Here is a 15,950-nt window from a genome sequence, read left to right as displayed (position 1 = left end):
CGGGGCCGCGCCCGTCACGCCCGCGAGTCGATCCGCGATTCCGCCGATGCCGGCTTGCGCGCGAGCTTGCCCGCAGCCGCCCGGCATGGCGCGTCGCCGCGCGACTGGCAGGCGCTCGCCGCGTTGTGCGCGGTGGCCGTTGCAACGCCGGGCAGTCGCGCCGGCTCCGCCGCGATTTCGACAGATGCGCTTTTCGAGCCTTTGCGCCCGCGCCGATGCTCGACCCACGCCAGGATCGCGACCCCCACCGATCCGCCGGGCAGTACGAACAGCACGGCAAATAACGCGAGCTTCCACCAGCGATGCGGACCCTGGAAGCTGTGCAAAGCTGAATCGGTCAATGAGCGGCTAAGGCCGCCGAGGGTATTTTTGAGGTACAGCATGGGAGGAACATCCTTGGGTCACGCCGTAATCGAGGGCGGACAAAAAGCGGTCAGAACATAGTCTCGGGTGGCGCGGAACGCGTAACTCGTTGCTTCGTATAATATTGACTGTGCAAGTAAATTTCAAGATACTGTGCGCGATGTGTGGGTGGGCTGTTGTTTTTCGGCGGCTCCGTCACGACGATCTACGAGAATCGGCATTTGATCTTCCTGCTTAGGCAGTTAAACTTCGCTTGCCAGCGGTGTACCGGATACAAGATGACAGACGGCCCCTACAAAGCGGATGAAATCCGGCTCGAGTCCAGTCTCGGCTACTACCTGTCGAAGGCTCGCAATGTGCTGGTGGAGCGCACCGACCGCGCGGTCAAGCCGCTGGGGCTCACGGCCCAGCAGATTGGCGTGATTCTGATGCTGGCCTCGGGCCGGGCGCACACGCCGTTCGAGTTGTCGCGCGTTATGTCGTACGACAGCGGCTCGATGACGCGTCTTCTGGATCGCCTTGAAAAGAAAGGCTTCGTGTCGCGCACGCGCAGTGATTCCGACCGACGCATGATCAAGCTGGAACTGACGCCGCAGGGTCAGGACGCGGCGCGGCAGTTGCCGGACATCGGCGCTGCCGTGCTGAACGAACAGTTGCGCGGCTTCACGGCCGCCGACCTGGCCACGCTGATCGATCTGCTTGGGCGTTTCATTGCCAATGGCATCGATCCGGATTCGAGCGCCGGTTGCGGTCTGTGCTCGCCGGACGACCTGCCCGACGAGACGCTTCAGGATTCATCGCCGGAAGACGGCAAGCAGTAACCGGAGCGCGCCTTTTCGGGCGACGCTGTCAGCGAATCTCTGTCTGGGCAGAGTGTGATCGTGCATATATGCAAGCTGTTCGGGATGACGCGATAAACGTGGCACAACAATCTTTTCCGCGTTGAGGAGAAAAACATATGGACGCTACGGTTTCCGACGCTGCCCCACCGGCTGCCCGACCGGCCGCCCCACCCGCCAGTCCACCCGCAGCCGAACCGGCACCGCTCAAAGGCGGCGCGCTCGCGCTGCTGACGGTGGGACTCGCGCTCGGCACGTTCATGGAGGTGCTGGACACGTCGATTGCCAACGTGGCCGTGCCGACCATCTCCGGCAGCCTCGGCGTGGCGACGAGCCAGGGCACGTGGGTGATCTCGTCCTATTCGGTGGCCTCGGCGATTGCCGTGCCGCTGACCGGATGGCTGGCGCGGCGCGTCGGCGAAGTACGGCTCTTCACGCTGTCCGTTCTGCTCTTTACGATCGCCTCGGCGCTGTGCGGTTTTGCGCAGAACTTCGAGTCGCTGATCATGTTTCGCCTGGTTCAAGGACTCGTGTCCGGGCCGATGGTGCCGCTTTCGCAGACCATTCTGATGCGCTCGTATCCGCCGGACAAACGCGGGCTCGCGCTTGGCCTTTGGGCGATGACTGTGATCTGCGCGCCGATCTTCGGGCCGGTGATGGGCGGCTATATCACCGACAACTACACGTGGCCGTGGATCTTCTACATCAACGTGCCGATCGGTCTTTTCTCCGCGGGCTGCGCGTTCGTGCTGCTGCGCGGCCGCGAAACGAAAACGACCCAACAGCGTATCGACGCGGTCGGTCTCACGTTGCTCGTGATCGGCGTGGCCTGCCTGCAGATGGTGCTCGACCTCGGCAAGGATCGCGACTGGTTCAACTCGACATTTATCGTGACGCTCGCAGTGATCGCGGTGGTGTCGATTGCGTTCATGCTGGTGTGGGAGATGACCGAGAAAGAACCCGTCGTCGATCTTTCGCTGTTCAAGGACCGTAACTTCGCGCTTGGCGTGCTGATCATCTCCTTTGGCTTCATGGCGTTCTTCGGCTCGGTGGTGATTTTTCCGCTATGGCTGCAAACCGTGATGGGTTATACCGCCGGCCTCGCCGGTCTCGCCACCGCGCCGGTCGGCTTACTCGCTCTCTTCCTCTCGCCGATGATCGGCAAGAACATGCATCGGTTGAATTTGCGCGTGGTGGCGAGTTTCGCGTTTATCGTGTTTGCGTTCGTGTCGTTCTGGAACTCCACGTTCACGCTCGACGTGCCGTTTAACCACGTTATCTGGCCGCGTATCGTGCAGGGCATTGGCGTGGCCTGCTTCTTTGTGCCGATGACAACCATCACGCTATCGAGCGTGTCCGACGAACGGCTCGCGAGCGCATCCGGTCTATCGAACTTTTTCCGGACCTTGTCGGGCGCGATCGGCACTGCGATCAGTACGACGTATTGGGAAAACGATACGATTCGCCATCACGCAATGCTGGTCGACAGCGTGAACGTGTATACCCCGAATACGAATGCATACACCGATGCGCTCGCGGGCGTCGGCTTTTCCGGCGGCAGCATCACCGCGCAGCTCGAGCAGGTGGTGACTGCGCAGGCTTATATGCTCGCCACTAACGACTTCTTTCGCATTTCGTGCGCGGCATTCCTCGTACTTGCCGTGCTCGTGTGGATCACGAAGCCGCGCAAAGGCGTTGGTCCTTCGATGGGCCATTGAGCGGCGCGCAACGCTTCGGTCATTGACTGACCGCTTCGCCAGTTGTTGGCGTCACCGACTGCCCTTGCAACGCGTCGGGATGCATGGCGGTGGGTGCGGGCTGCGGCGGCTTCACAACGGGTTTTTGTGTGCCCGCCGCGGTGCCTCGCACATATTGCTTGAAGTCGGCGCCCGCTTCCCATGGGTTGGGCGTGCAACCGAGCGAGCCATCGCAATGTGCGGCGAAGCCGATTGTCGCGGTGCCGTCGGGATTTGCGGTGCGGGTGATCTGATACGCTAGCGCGCGTTTGCCGCCATCGGGGCCGGCCGTCTGAATCAGTGTGTCGGTCGCGGATTCGACTTTGTATTTCGAGTTGTTCGTGACCCACGTTTGCGCGCGCTGCCACCAAAGGTCGCACTCGGCTTTGTTCGAACACGTCAGGGGCGTGGTTGCGATCTGCATGACATCGGGATCGACTTGTCCTTGCGTTGAACATGCCGTCGCGGCGACCGCCGCCATAGCAACGCTTAGTGCGGCCAACAGACTTTGCTTCATCACGTTGATCCTCCCTCTCGCTAGCGTGTCGTAACAGTTTGGACCGTAACGTGCGGAGGGCGTTTCGTTTACATCAGAGAAACGTGGAAGCCGCGAAGGATTTGCCGATGCGGCCGACGCTGCGCGCGTCGATTACGTAGCCGTTACCGTGCGTGCTTCGCGCAATGAAAAAAAGCGGCTACTCGAGCCGCTTTCGCACAGTGCTGCGCGCACGTGAGCCGGTGTGCTCAGACGCTGAAACGATTCAACGTATACGCCCGGTAAGCGGCGACGAATGCATCGAATGAGCCTACTTCCTCGCGTTCGAGCTTCGCCTGCTCCTCGAGCGATTGCCTGGCCAGTTCTGCAAATGCGTTGGCCTCGCCCGGCTCCAGCGGACGCGCGCGGAAATACGCCGCATGCGCTTCGCTTAGTTCCAGACCGAATTCGAGGAAGCTCTGCTGCTTGTCGCGCATCGTCTGCAACACCCGCGCCGATGGCGTGAGCGACGCATCGGCAAGCTTCGCCCGCTGAACGGCAACCGAGCGCGCGTGCGCGTCGCCGCCCTGCAGTGCGTCGAGCCTGGCTGCCGCCGCCTCGATCTTGACGAATAGCTCTTCGGCCCAATCGATCATCGCGAGCGGATGGCCGTCGCGGATCAGTTCGAGGCCGGGCTTGCGCCCTTCGGTCGTTACGCGCGCGAAGTTCTGGTTGGCTTCCGCGTACGGCTGCGGCGGCAATGGCGCGCTGTCGTCGAGCGCGCACACAAGCAGATAGGCGTCGAGAAAGCGTGACGTCTCCAGCGAAATACCAACCGGCTCGAATGGATCGATGTCCATGCAGCGCACTTCGACGTATTGCACGCCGCGCGCGGCCAGCGCATGCAAAGGACGCTCGCCGGGATATGTCACGCGCTTAGGACGGATCGTCGAGTAGAACTCGTTTTCGATCTGCAGCACGTTCGTGTTGATCTGCACCCACTCGCCGTCGCGCTGCGTACCAATTGCCTCGTACGCGGGATAGGGTTGGCTGACGGCCTTTGCGAGCGCGTCGAGATAACCGGGCAGCGTGTCGTAGTCCGCATGCAGCGCCGCTTGCGCGGTGGTATTCGAGTAGCCGAGATCGCTCATGCGCAGGCTGGTTGCATACGGACGGTACAACGTGTCGGCGTCGAACGTTTCGAGCGTATGTTGGCGCCCGCGCAAGAAGCGGCGATCGAGCGCCGGCGACGCGCCGAACAGATACATCAGCAGCCAGTTGGTGCGGCGGAAATTCCGGATCAGCGCGAGATAACGATCCGACTGGAAATCGACGGCGCTCGCGGTGGATTGCTGATCCGCATGCAACAGCCGCCACACTTCTTCGTTCAGCGAATAGTTGTAGTGGATGCCGGCAATGCACTGCATCGTGCGACCATAACGCAGCGCAAGGCCGATGCGATACACGTACTTCAGCTTGCCGATATTGGACGTGCCGTAATTCGCGATTGGAATGCCGTCGTCGGTCTCGGGCAAGAGGCCGGGCATGGAGTTGTTCCACAGAATCTCGTCGCCGAGTTCCGCGTAGACAAAGCGATGCAGCTTGTCGAGCTTGTCGAGTGTGAGCGCGACGTCCTGCTCGGCCGGCGTGATTAATTCGAGCAGCGCTTCGGAATAGTCGGTGGTCAGCGACGGATGCGTGAGCGCCGAACCGAGCGCGCGCGGATGCGGCGTCAACGCGAGCTCGCCATTGTGCGTCACGCGCAGGCTTTCCCTTTCTATGCCGCGCAGGCCGTGCAGCAGCGCATCGCGTTGCGGGCCAGAAGTCAGCACGGACAGGCGGTGCGAAAACGCGTCGGTCGTGCGGGATTGTGTGGTGTTTGGCATTGATGCGAGTCGGGCGTTGTCGGCCGCCATGTGCCGCTTCGCTGCTCGCTGGCAGGATGGTGCGGTCGACAACGTTCGGCGGAATTTTCAGTAGCGGGCACTTTAACATCTCGCCACGGCGCCTGCTTGAGGCCGCCTCGGCGGGCTGTTCCGGCTGGCCGGCCCGACTGTTTTCACGCCGGATTCGCAAATTTAGCCACGGGAAGTTGGGGGTTATTCAGGGTATTGCGGCGGTAGGGTTTTTAGCCGGCGGCGGTGCGGCGGCAGGGGCGGCATGGGCGGCATGGGCGGCAGATGCGGCAGATGCGGCGCAACCGGCACAACGACGCAACGACGCAACGACGCAACGACGCAACGACGCAACGACGCAACGACGCAACGACGCAATGGAACAACGGCACAACGGCACAACGGCACAACGGCACAACGCACAACCCGCGCGTGTCGCCAACCCGCCCGGGCCAACACGCAAATCTAGCCGCCTCGCGCGGCACCAACGCGGTCCGCCACTTCGTTCCACAGATGCATCGCCGCGTAAGCGCGCCAGGGCCGCCATGCGTCGGTGCGTGCGCGTTGCTGCGTCGCCCGCACGAGCGACGGATCGCGCGCGGAGATCGACTGCATCAACACGAGGTCTAACGCAGGCCACGCGTCGGCATCGCGCCAGGCGCGCATCGCGACATACTCGACAGTCCACGGGCCGATGCCCGGCAATGCGAGTAACGCCGGGCGCAGGCTGTGCGCATCGGCGGTCGCGCTGTCGAGCGGCACGTCGCCGCTTGCGACGGCGCGCGCGAAACCCTGCAGCGCCGCGACGCGTTTGCCCGGCATGCCGATTTGCGCGAGATCGACTGTGGCCAGCGCGTCCGGCGTCGGAAAACGCCACGCGGTGTTCTCGTGCGGATGCCCTTCGATACGCTCGCCCGCTCGCTGTACCAATCGTCCGATGATCGTCGTCGCGGCCTTCACGCTGATCTGCTGGCCGACGATAGCGCGCACCACGAGTTCGAAACCGGACCACGCGCCCGGCACGCGCAAACCCGGCGCCGCTTCGATTAGCGGCGCTAGCCACGGGTCGGCGGCCAAGGCGGCACCGATCTTCTTCGGCTCCGCGTGCAGATCGAAGATCCTCGCGATGGGTGCCGCAAGCGCATCGGCGTGACGGCTCACCGGTCCTTCGATGCTCGCGACGAGGGAGCGCTTGCGTGGATGCTGGCGCACGCTGAGCGTGCCGCTGTCGCCGGCCCATTCGATTGCGCGACGATAGGCGCCGTCTTCGACTGTCTCGACGCCGGGCGTCGCGCGTCCGCGGAAAAAGCGCAGCAGGCGCGGCCAGTCGAACGGCGATTTGTACGGCAGTTCCAGGGTTGCGACTTCGTCAAGCGTGCTCACGCGGCGTGGTCCAGTTTAGTAGCGAGGGTCTTAGTAGGAGCCGTTTGCGAAGGGTTGGTTTCGTCGTCGGAAACGTTGCGTGCGTGCTGCGCCTCGTTGTCGAGAAGCGCCGCCTTGCGCGGCAAGCCCCAACGATAGCCCGCCAGCGCCCCGCCCTTTTGCACGACGCGATGACACGGAATGGCGAGCGCAACGGGGTTCGTCGCGCAGGCGCTCGCCACCGCGCGCACGGCTCGCGGCGCGCCGACCGCTTCGGCGATCTCCGTGTAGCTGCGCGTCTGGCCATACGGAATGCGCCGCAGCGCGTCCCAGACACGCTGCCGGAAGGCGGTCGCGGCAATATCGAGCGGCAGGTCGAAGTCTTGACGCGTGCCGCGCAGGTACGCGTCGATTTCAGCGATGAACGGTGCCAGCCGCTCGGGATCGTCAAGCAGGTCCGCGTTGGCAAATTCGCCGCGCAGTTCGTCGACGAGGAAAGCGGCGTCGTCGCCGAAACCGAGTTTGCAGATGCCTTTGTCGGTCGCGGCCACCAGCACGAAGCCGAGCGACGTCGGCGCGCTCGCATAGCGGACCGTCAGTCCCGCGCCCTTGCGGCGATATTCCGAGGGCGCCATGCCCAATTCCGCCGATGCGCTGTCGTACATCCGCGAAGGCGAGTTGAAGCCGGCGTCGAGCGTCGCGCGCGTGACGTCCGCGCCGCTCTTCAGCGCATCGCGCAGCGCAGCGCCGCGTTGCGCAGCCTGGTACTGGCGCGGCGACACGCCCACCACGCGCTTGAACAGGCGCTGAAGATGGAACGGGCTCACGTGCACGGCGTCGCTCAATTGGACGAGCGTGAGACGCCGCTGCGGATCGGCGTCGAGCGCGGCGCACGCCCGGTTCACGATCTCCAGTTCGCGCGGCAAGCCGCCCGGCTGGCAGCGCTTGCAATCGCGAAAGCCCGCGGCGCGGGCGGCGCCGGGGTCGGCGAAGAAGGCGACATTCTCACGACGCGGCTGGCGCGAAGCGCAGGACGGACGGCAGAACACACCCGTCGTCTTCACGCCGTAGAAAAAGGCGCCGTCGGCGAGGGGATCGCGGCGAGTGACGGCTTCCCAGCGTTCGTCGTCGGAATTCCAGCTGGCGGTGTCGGCGGTAGGGCCAATGTTAACGGGCTCGGCAGTGCGGTTCATGATGGGTCCCGGATAGGTGCTGTCGATGCTCACCAATGTAGGCCGCATGCCGACACACTACGCTCCGGTTCTTGCTGTGTCATTGCGGTTCCTCGTAGCGGACGGCCCGTTGGAACCCCGCCAAGCGCCCATTTCGCCTCAAAGTGCGACAAATTTCCACGATATCGGGTTTTCCCTTAAAAAGTTATTGCGTCGCACCAACCCCGTGTGTATATTAGTACCTGTCTCCTCCATGTCTCCTCCTGATATGGATTCAGCCCGCTCCACATAGAGCGGGCTTTTTTTCGTCTGCACGTTCTGCGTCTGGCCCTCTTAACGCCAGCCGTTCACAGCCGCCGCTTTCTCATAAACTGGTGGTTCATCCGTTCCGTAAGCCGGCCAGAGGAGACGTTCCAATGAAAATTCATATTCGCGAGATCGACCACGTGGTGATTCGGGCGTCGAACGTCGAAGCCATGGCGCGCTTTTACTGCGAGGTGCTCGGTTGCAGCCTCGAGAAGGAGCAGCGCGAGCTCGGTCTCACACAGTTGCGCGCGGGCCGCTCCCTGATCGACCTGCTGCAGATGGGCGCGAAACTCGATCGCCCGGAAAACGGCGCGGCCGGCGCGGGGCGGAACATGGATCACGTGTGCTTGCGCGTGGAACCGTTCGACGCCGATGCGCTCAAGGCGCATCTGAGCGAACACGGCGCACGGCTTGGCGAGCAGGCGCTGCGTTACGGCGCAGACGGCTATGGGCCGTCGCTGTATCTGTTCGACCCGGAGGGCAACATGGTCGAACTGAAAGGGCCGCCGGAAGCGGCGCGGGTGACGTCGCGCTAAAGGCGAACCCCCGGCGTCGGCCGCGAGCCGCCGGCGTGTCAGCCGTTGGCGGGCGCCTTCAACACCGTCCACTCGATCTTCACCGCGTCGGCTTCCGCGCTGCCGAGCCACGCTTCGCCGTCCTGTACGGTGCATTGAAGCCGCATCGTGCGCTCGGCAAGCGCGCCCAACTCTGCCGCGACGTTCTCGCCGAGCGACCAGACCGTCACATTGCGCATGCGCTCAACCTTGTTGCGCACGCCCTGCCACCAGATATCCGAAGTACGGCCGCCGTACGCAATCACGATCACGTCGTTCGAGCGGCCGCTCGCCTTCGCGATGCGCCGCTCGTCAGGCTGGCCGACTTCGATCCACGTTTCGATCGCGCCGGTCAGATCTTTCTGCCACAGATCGGGCTCGTCGACATCCGACAATCCCTTGCAGAACTCGAGCCGTTCCTGCGCAAAGAGCGCGAACGCAGCGACGCGGACCATCATACGTTCGTCGGTTTCCGACGGATGACGCGCGATGGTGAGTGAATGGTCGGCGTAATAGTGCCGGTCCATATTGGCGATCTGCAACTCCGCCTTGTAAATCGTCGATTTGAGAGCCATGCCGTTGCTAAACCAGACGCTCGCTCCAGCGGAGCGAACCGAAAATGAGTCGTCGACGGCGCGCTGCCGTCTTCCGTGCTTGTTGTACATTTTGTGTCCCTCCCGCGCCGTTCGTCGGCCACCTTATAGACGGGAAGAAGCATTTACCGAGCCATGGCCTGCTCAACGGGAGCGCCATAAACCTCGCCGGCCGCCTCGCGCAACGAGTCGAGCACCACTGAGGCCGCGGGAGAAAGCAGGTGCGACTGGCGCGTGATGATACCGAATGTGTCCATCCTGCACGGCAAATCGATCGGCAGCCGCTTCAACACGCCGTACTGTTGGTACTGACGCGCCACTTCGTCGGGCAAAACCGCCAACATGTCGCTCTGGAGCAGCAGACTGGAAATCGCGAGGAAGTTGTTGGTGTTCACCACGTTCTGTGGCGGATTCAGGCTGATCTGCGAAAACATCAGGTCAAAACGATGCCGCAAAACACTGCCCGGCGGATGCAACACCCAGCTCGAGTTGACAATGCCGCGCAGCGTCAGGCCGGCTTCGTTTTCCAGAGGATGGCCGGGCCGCGCCACCACGCACAGCGGCTCGTCGGCGAGCGGTTCGTAGCGGACTTCAGTCTTGAACTGATTTTGCCGCTCGAGCACGCGGCCGATCATGATGTCGAGTTCACCTTCGGCAAGCCGCGGCAGCATCACGTCTGACGTCTCGACTTCAGCCCAGATTTGCAACTGCGGATAACGCTCCTTCACGCTCGCGATGGCACGCGGCACCATGGTTGCAGCCGCCGCCGCGATCACGCCGATACGCACCTGACCGGCGAGTCCCGCGCGCAACGCCGAGATTTCGTCGTGCGCGTGGCTGAGATTGGACAGCACCATGCGCGCGTGACGGATCATCACCTCGCCGTACAGCGTCGCATGCATGCCGTGCGGCGTGCGGTCGAAGAGGCTCACGCCCAGCATGTCTTCGAGTTCTTTCAGCAGGCGTGAAGCCGCCGGCTGCGTCATGCCGAGCACGTCGGCGGCGCGCCGCACGTTGCCCTCCTCTTCCATCGCGGCGAGCAGCAGCAACTGCCGCGTCTTGAGCCGGGCACGGACGAACCAGTTCGAGTAGCTACGCGTCATCGCCTGTCTCCAAACCTTATTTCTCGAATGGCCTCAATCATGCCATATCGAAATTGTTATGGGAGTGGCCCAAAAAGGGATTGGAAAGTTATTACGCGCACTCATACCATTCGTGGACTTTCAGCTTCTCATGTGGCGCCCTTCCGTCGATGAACCGCGATCCGCTCGTCCCGCTCGTTGCCAGCCCGCTGCGCCATTACATCAATGGCGGATGGGAGACGGGCGCGACTACGGGTGTTTCGCTCAATCCGTCGGATCTGGACGAGCCCGTCGGCGAATATGTTCGCGCCGACGTCCGGCAAACCGATAGCGCGATCGAAGCAGCGAGCGCCGCCTTCCGCGAATGGGCGCTCAGCTCGGCGCAGCGCCGCGCGGACGCGCTCGACGCAATCGGCAGCGAAATGCTGGCGCGCCGCGACGAACTCGGTCGCCTACTCGCGCGCGAAGTCGGCAAGACGTTGCCCGAGGCGTTGGCCGAGGCCACGCGCGCAGGTCAGACGTTCAAGCTGCTCGCCGCCGATGCGCAGCGCGCGTATGCCGAGCCGCTTGCGTCGGCGCGGGCTGGCGTTGAAATCGACATGACGCGCGAACCGCTCGGCGTGGTCGGCATCATCGCGCCGTGGAGCGCGCCGTTCGCGATCGCCGCGGCGAAGATCGGCGCGGCGATCGCGCATGGCAATTGCGTGGTCTACAAGCCGGCTGAATCGACGCCGGCTTGCGCGGCGGCGCTCGCGTCGATCGTGAGCCGCGCCGGTTTGCCCGCCGGCGTCTTCAATCTCGTGATGGGCAGCGGCCGGCAGGTCGGCGCGCGAATCGTCGCTCATCCGCTCGTCGCGGCGATCAGCTTCAGCGGTTCGGCGGAAACCGGCACGCGCGTGCTGCAAGCCGCTGCCGCTCGCCAGGCGCGCGTCCAACTGGAAATGGGCGGCAAAAATCCCTTTGTCGTGCTGGCCGACGCCGATCTCGACAGCGCGGTCGATGCCGCATTGACCGGCGCGTACGGCTCGACCGGCCAGCGCAGCACGGCGGCGGCGCGGTTGATCGTCGAACGCTCGATGTTCGAGCCGTTCGTCGACGCGTTGCAGACAAAGCTCGCCAGGCTCACCGTGGACCATGCACTCAAGCACGGCGCGGACATGGGTCCGGTAGCGAACGCCGCGCAACTCGAACGCGATCTCGACTACGTGCAGATCGGCAAGCAGGAAGGCGCGCACTTGCTGAACGGCGGCCGTCAGCTGGAACGCGCGACACGTGGCTACTTTTTCGAGCCCGCGCTGTTCGTCGGCGAGGCGGAACATCGTATTGCGCGCGAGGAAATCTTCGGTCCGCTCGCAGTCGTGCTGAGCGCGGACGACTACGACCACGCGTTGCATCTCGCGAACGACACCGCTTACGGTCTATGCGCGGGCATCTGCACGCGCTCGCTCAGCCGCGCGCGGCATTTTCGACGTCACGTGCATAGCGGCCTCGTCACGATCAATCTGCCGACCACGGCCGTGGAGCATCACGCGCCTGGCGGCGGGCGCAAGGCGTCCGCCTACGGCTCGACCGACGCAGCATTCTGGACGGCCGTGAAAACGGCGTACGTCGCGAGCTGATCGCGATGACCTGCATTCGCGTGGCCGCCCGCCTCGATTCGATAGCCAAGTTTTTACGCACCGGCTAACGCCGCCGCGTATCGCCTCGCTGCACATAAACGAAATCAATGCAGCTTTTCAACCTCAGGAGACAGACATGACCAGCAAGCTTCGCCGTTTGACGCTAACCGCGATCGCCGCCGCCGCAATCGCCGCGCCCTTCGCCGCCCAACTTTCCGCGCACGCGGACCAGCAGCTTAAAGTGGGCTTTCTCGTGAAGATGCCGGAGCAGGCGTGGTTCATCAACGAACAGAAAGCCGCGACCGCGCTCGGTCAGAAGGACGGCTTTTCGGTGGTGAACATCGGCACGCCGGACGGCGAGAAAGTGCTGTCCGCAATCGACAATCTCGGCGCCCAGGGCGCGAAAGGCTTCGTGATCTGCGCACCCGACGTGCGTCTCGGACCGGCCATTCAGGCGCGCGCCAAGCGCTACAACATGAAGTTCGTCACCGTCGACGATCAACTGGTCGATTCCAGCGGCAAGCCGCTCGCCAATGTGCCGCACCTCGGCATGTCCGCGTTCAAGATCGGCAACCAGGTCGGCCAGGCAATCAGCGACGAAATGAAGCGCCGCGGCTGGAAGCCCGAGGAAGTCGGCGCACTGCGCATCACGAACTACGAACTGCCGACCGCGAAGCTGCGCACCGACGGCGCGACCGAAACGCTGCTCGCCGGCGGCTTCAAGAAGGAAAACATTTTCGACGCCCCGCAAAAGACGACCGACGACGAAGGCGGCTTCAACGCGTCGTCGCCGGTGTTGGCCAAGCATCCGAACATCAAGAAGTGGGTGATCTTCGCGCTCAACGAGGAAAGCGTGCTGGGCGGCGTGCGTGCTACCGAGCAGTTGCATATTCCGGCGGCGGACGTGATCGGCGTCGGCATCAACGGTGCAGGCGAGGCATTTGCCGAGTTCCAGAAGAAGGAGCCGACGGGCTTCTACGGCACGATTGCCGTCAGCTCGACGATGCACGGCAAGGAGAGCACCGAGAACCTCGTCGAGTGGATCAAGGACGGCAAGCAGCCGCCCGCCGATACGCAAACCACCGGCAAGCTGATGGTGCGCGGCAACTGGCAGGACGTGCGTAAAGAACTCGGCATTTAAGCCGCGTTCGACTTTGCACGCGGCGGGCCGCGCCTCGCATTTGCCTGACGCGAGAGCAGCCTGCACAGCTTGTCCACCATTGAGGTTTTTTGATGACGTCCTCACACACTGCGACATCCATTGGCGGTGCCGCCACGCCGCTGCAGGCGCCCTCGCCTGCGCCCGCTTCGACCGAGCCGTATCTGCAACTCGACGGCATCACCGTGCGCTTTCCCGGCGTGCTCGCGCTCGACCAGGTGTCGCTCGAAGTGCGTCGCGGCGAAGTGCACGGCCTCATGGGCGAAAACGGCGCCGGCAAATCGACGCTGCTCAAGGTGCTGTCCGGCGTGAACCAGCCGGCGGCGGGCACGTTGTCGCTCGATGGCGTCGAGCAGCAGTTCACCACGACGAAGGCGGCCATTGCGGCGGGTGTGGCGATCATCTACCAGGAATTGCATCTGGTGCCGGAACTGACGGTCGCCGAAAACCTGATGCTCGGCGCGCTGCCGAATCGCTTTGGTGTGCTGGATGAAAAGGCGCTCGTCGCGCGCGCGGTGCGCGAACTCGAACGGCTCGGCGAAAAAATCGATCCGTCGCAGCAGGTGAAGAATCTGTCGATCGGTCAGCGTCAGATGATCGAAATCGGCAAGGCGCTGATGCGCGACGCGCGCGTGATTGCCTTCGACGAACCGACCAGTTCGTTGTCATCGCGCGAGACCACGCAGCTGTTCCGGATCATTCGCGCATTGCGGGCCGAAGGCCGCGCGATTATCTACGTCACGCATCGAATGGATGAAGTCTACGAACTGTGCGATCGCGTAACCGTGTTTCGCGACGGCCGCCGCATCGACACGTTCGATGCAGGCGAAGGCCTCGACCGTGACCGTTTGATCAGCTGCATGGTGGGCCGCTCGATCGCCGACGTGTATGGCTATCGCACGCGCGATCTCGGCGACGTGCAACTCGACGTGAAAGGATTGATGGGGCCGGGCCTGCGCGAACCCGCCACATTCTCCGCACGCAAAGGCGAGATCGTCGGCTTCTTCGGACTCGTCGGCGCCGGGCGCTCCGAATTGATGAAGCTCATCTACGGCGCGGTCAAACCCACGGCCGGCGACATCACGCTCAAAGGCAAGCCGGTGCGCTTCGCCACGCCGCGCGACGCGGTGCGCGCGGGCGTTGCGCTCTGCCCCGAAGATCGCAAGCAGGAAGGCATCGTCTCGATCGCTTCGGTTTCGGACAACCTCAACATCAGTTGCCGCCGGCACTTTAGCCGCTTCAACGTGCTCAACGGACGCAAGGAAGCGCAGACCGCGAAAGAGTTCATCGGCAAGCTCGCGATCAAGACGCGTAACGGCGAGACGCCGATCGGCACGCTCTCGGGCGGCAATCAGCAGAAGGTGATTCTGTCGCGCTGGCTCGCCGAGGACATCGACGTGTTTCTGATGGATGAACCCACGCGCGGCATCGACGTCGGCGCTCGCAGCGAAATCTACGGTCTGCTGTATGGGCTCGCGGACGCGGGACGTACGGTGATCGTGGTGTCGAGCGATCTTGCGGAAGTAATCGGCGTGACTGACCGCGTGATCGTGATGAAGGAAGGCCGCCTGGTTGGCGATCTGCCGAAAGCACAGGCCACGCCCGATGCGCTCATCAAGCTCGCGCTGCCCCGCTAGAACACATGCTGGCCCCGGTCGCCCGACGAACGAAGGCACCTGAACCGAACGCAACTGAATCGCGCCGTTGAACTGAACCACGCGGCATTGAAACGGAACACACATCATGCACACACCTTCAACCGACCCCTCCACGCCGGCCGTCGCTTCCGCGGGCTTGAGCGCGCGCGCCGCGCGAACCTGGGATCTGATCAACAAGTCCGGCATCGTGATGGTTTTCATCATCCTGTTTGCGGCGCTGTCGTTTACCGTGCCCGACTTTTTGAGTTCACGAAACATTCAGGGCCTGCTGCTTTCCGTCACGCTGATCGGCTCGATCTCCGTGACCATGATGTTCGTGCTCGCGCTCGGCGAAGTCGATCTGTCGGTCGCGTCGATCGTGGCGTTCGCGGGCGTCGTGGCATCCACTTTGATCACCGTGACGCATAGCGTACTGCTCGGCGTTGCAGCGGGCGTGCTGGCAGGCGGCGCGGTCGGCCTCGTCAACGGCGTGCTGGTCGCGCGCTACAAGATCAATTCGCTGATCGTCACGCTCGCGATGATGGAAGTCGTGCGCGGCCTCGCCTTCATCACGTCGAGCGGCGACGCGGTGATGATCTCGGAAGAAAGCTTCTTCGACCTGGGCGGCGGCTCGTTCCTCGGCATTTCGTATCCGATCTGGAGCAACATCATCGGCTTCGTGGTGTTCGGTTTTCTGCTGAAGAAAACCGTGTTCGGCAAGAACGTGCTGGCTGTCGGCGGTAACAGCGAGGCAGCGCTGCTCGCGGGTCTGCCAGTCACGCGCATCAAGATCACCGTGTTCGTGCTGCAAGGGCTCGTAACCGGCTTTGCGGGCGTGATGCTTGCGTCACGTATGAGTCTGGGCGATCCGAAGACGTCGGTCGGTCTCGAACTCGGCGTGATCTCCGCGTGCGTGCTCGGCGGCGTGTCGCTGACGGGCGGCGTCGCGACGATTTCCGGCGTGCTGGTGGGCGTGCTGATCATGGGCTCCGTGCAGGACGCAATGAGCCTCATGAACGTGCCGACTTTCTATCAATACCTGATTCGCGGCGGGATTCTGCTGCTCGCGGTGCTGTTCGACCAGTTCCGCCGCAGCAAGCGCGTGCACTAAGCGTGCAATGACACGCGCCCTGCCCTACATGTTTGCCAACAGGAGAT

General features: G+C 63.4%; 14 protein-coding genes. 7 read left to right on the top strand and 7 right to left on the bottom strand.

Going from position 1 to position 15,950, the window contains the following annotated elements:
- Positions 1–14: 14 nt before the first annotated feature.
- The gene (locus tag JMY24_RS20800; RefSeq protein ID WP_201702814.1) at positions 15–383 is read right to left on the bottom strand and encodes a hypothetical protein; all 369 of its coding nucleotides are present in this window, start codon (positions 381–383) and stop codon (positions 15–17) included.
- 258 nt (positions 384–641) lie between these two features.
- On the opposite strand from JMY24_RS20800, the gene JMY24_RS20795 reads away from it, so the two are divergent.
- Together JMY24_RS20795 and JMY24_RS20790 are read left to right on the top strand one after the other, a co-directional pair.
- On the top strand, positions 642–1,184 hold the full coding sequence (locus JMY24_RS20795; protein WP_128596067.1) for a MarR family winged helix-turn-helix transcriptional regulator: 543 nt from the start codon (positions 642–644) through the stop codon (positions 1,182–1,184).
- A 137-nt stretch (positions 1,185–1,321) separates the two neighbouring features.
- On the top strand, positions 1,322–2,920 hold the full coding sequence (locus JMY24_RS20790; RefSeq protein WP_128596068.1) for a DHA2 family efflux MFS transporter permease subunit: 1,599 nt from the start codon (positions 1,322–1,324) through the stop codon (positions 2,918–2,920).
- A gap of 19 nt (positions 2,921–2,939) precedes the next feature.
- Here the strand turns inward: JMY24_RS20790 and JMY24_RS20785 are convergent, their stop codons facing one another.
- The 4 genes from JMY24_RS20785 to ada all read right to left on the bottom strand — a co-directional run bounded on the left by JMY24_RS20785 (position 2,940) and on the right by ada (position 7,863).
- On the bottom strand, positions 2,940–3,455 hold the full coding sequence (locus JMY24_RS20785; protein WP_128591180.1) for a hypothetical protein: 516 nt from the start codon (positions 3,453–3,455) through the stop codon (positions 2,940–2,942).
- 227 nt (positions 3,456–3,682) lie between these two features.
- On the bottom strand, positions 3,683–5,299 hold the full coding sequence (gshA, locus tag JMY24_RS20780) for a glutamate--cysteine ligase (protein WP_128596069.1): 1,617 nt from the start codon (positions 5,297–5,299) through the stop codon (positions 3,683–3,685).
- A 474-nt stretch (positions 5,300–5,773) separates the two neighbouring features.
- A complete protein-coding gene (locus JMY24_RS20775; protein ID WP_201702812.1) occupies positions 5,774–6,691 on the bottom strand; it encodes a DNA-3-methyladenine glycosylase family protein in 918 nt (305 codons plus the stop codon).
- Complete coding sequence (gene ada / locus JMY24_RS20770) at positions 6,688–7,863, bottom strand: bifunctional DNA-binding transcriptional regulator/O6-methylguanine-DNA methyltransferase Ada (protein WP_201702882.1); 1,176 nt, start codon at positions 7,861–7,863, stop codon at positions 6,688–6,690. The genes JMY24_RS20775 and ada overlap by 4 nt, the downstream gene beginning before the upstream one ends.
- 395 nt (positions 7,864–8,258) lie before the next feature.
- Here ada and JMY24_RS20765 point away from each other — a divergent pair, with 395 nt between their 5' ends.
- Positions 8,259–8,684 (top strand): VOC family protein, encoded by a 426-nt coding sequence (locus JMY24_RS20765; RefSeq protein ID WP_128596070.1) that lies wholly within the window; start codon positions 8,259–8,261, stop codon positions 8,682–8,684.
- Positions 8,685–8,722: 38 nt separating this feature from the next.
- Here the strand turns inward: JMY24_RS20765 and JMY24_RS20760 are convergent, their stop codons facing one another.
- Together JMY24_RS20760 and JMY24_RS20755 are read right to left on the bottom strand one after the other, a co-directional pair.
- Positions 8,723–9,277, bottom strand: a complete 555-nt coding sequence (locus tag JMY24_RS20760) for a YaeQ family protein (protein WP_027776868.1) — start codon at positions 9,275–9,277, stop codon at positions 8,723–8,725.
- 143 nt (positions 9,278–9,420) lie between these two features.
- The gene (locus tag JMY24_RS20755; RefSeq protein ID WP_128596071.1) at positions 9,421–10,398 is read right to left on the bottom strand and encodes a LysR family transcriptional regulator; all 978 of its coding nucleotides are present in this window, start codon (positions 10,396–10,398) and stop codon (positions 9,421–9,423) included.
- Between the two features lie 149 nt (positions 10,399–10,547).
- Between JMY24_RS20755 and JMY24_RS20750 the strand changes: the two genes are divergently transcribed.
- The 4 genes from JMY24_RS20750 (at position 10,548) to araH (ending at position 15,903) form a co-directional block, all read left to right on the top strand.
- Positions 10,548–11,996 (top strand): aldehyde dehydrogenase family protein, encoded by a 1,449-nt coding sequence (locus JMY24_RS20750; protein ID WP_201702810.1) that lies wholly within the window; start codon positions 10,548–10,550, stop codon positions 11,994–11,996.
- A 136-nt stretch (positions 11,997–12,132) separates the two neighbouring features.
- A complete protein-coding gene (locus tag JMY24_RS20745; protein WP_128588368.1) occupies positions 12,133–13,137 on the top strand; it encodes an arabinose ABC transporter substrate-binding protein in 1,005 nt (334 codons plus the stop codon).
- A 92-nt stretch (positions 13,138–13,229) separates the two neighbouring features.
- A complete protein-coding gene (gene araG / locus JMY24_RS20740; protein ID WP_201702808.1) occupies positions 13,230–14,792 on the top strand; it encodes an L-arabinose ABC transporter ATP-binding protein AraG in 1,563 nt (520 codons plus the stop codon).
- Between the two features lie 106 nt (positions 14,793–14,898).
- Positions 14,899–15,903 carry an L-arabinose ABC transporter permease AraH gene (gene araH / locus JMY24_RS20735; protein ID WP_128588366.1) on the top strand — a complete coding sequence of 335 codons (1,005 nt, stop codon included), beginning with the start codon at positions 14,899–14,901 and terminating at the stop codon, positions 15,901–15,903.
- Positions 15,904–15,950 lie beyond the last annotated feature (47 nt).

The organism is Paraburkholderia kirstenboschensis, from assembly GCF_904848585.1.
GTDB classification, from domain to species: domain Bacteria; phylum Pseudomonadota; class Gammaproteobacteria; order Burkholderiales; family Burkholderiaceae; genus Paraburkholderia; species Paraburkholderia kirstenboschensis.
This window is presented reverse-complemented; position numbering and strand designations above follow the sequence as displayed.

What these genes read in the sequence shown, in the direction of transcription:
- JMY24_RS20800 (WP_201702814.1), bottom strand. Translation starts at nt 383, where the DNA reads ATGCTGTACCTCAAAAATACCCTCGGCGGCCTTAGCCGCTCATTGACC.
- JMY24_RS20785 (WP_128591180.1), bottom strand. Translation starts at nt 3,455, where the DNA reads ATGAAGCAAAGTCTGTTGGCCGCACTAAGCGTTGCTATGGCGGCGGTC.
- JMY24_RS20755 (WP_128596071.1), bottom strand. Translation starts at nt 10,398, where the DNA reads ATGACGCGTAGCTACTCGAACTGGTTCGTCCGTGCCCGGCTCAAGACG.
- ada (WP_201702882.1), bottom strand. Translation starts at nt 7,863, where the DNA reads ATGAACCGCACTGCCGAGCCCGTTAACATTGGCCCTACCGCCGACACC.
- JMY24_RS20790 (WP_128596068.1), top strand. Translation starts at nt 1,322, where the DNA reads ATGGACGCTACGGTTTCCGACGCTGCCCCACCGGCTGCCCGACCGGCC.
- JMY24_RS20795 (WP_128596067.1), top strand. Translation starts at nt 642, where the DNA reads ATGACAGACGGCCCCTACAAAGCGGATGAAATCCGGCTCGAGTCCAGT.
- araG (WP_201702808.1), top strand. Translation starts at nt 13,230, where the DNA reads ATGACGTCCTCACACACTGCGACATCCATTGGCGGTGCCGCCACGCCG.
- araH (WP_128588366.1), top strand. Translation starts at nt 14,899, where the DNA reads ATGCACACACCTTCAACCGACCCCTCCACGCCGGCCGTCGCTTCCGCG.
- gshA (WP_128596069.1), bottom strand. Translation starts at nt 5,299, where the DNA reads ATGCCAAACACCACACAATCCCGCACGACCGACGCGTTTTCGCACCGC.
- JMY24_RS20760 (WP_027776868.1), bottom strand. Translation starts at nt 9,277, where the DNA reads ATGGCTCTCAAATCGACGATTTACAAGGCGGAGTTGCAGATCGCCAAT.
- JMY24_RS20745 (WP_128588368.1), top strand. Translation starts at nt 12,133, where the DNA reads ATGACCAGCAAGCTTCGCCGTTTGACGCTAACCGCGATCGCCGCCGCC.
- JMY24_RS20750 (WP_201702810.1), top strand. Translation starts at nt 10,548, where the DNA reads ATGAACCGCGATCCGCTCGTCCCGCTCGTTGCCAGCCCGCTGCGCCAT.
- JMY24_RS20765 (WP_128596070.1), top strand. Translation starts at nt 8,259, where the DNA reads ATGAAAATTCATATTCGCGAGATCGACCACGTGGTGATTCGGGCGTCG.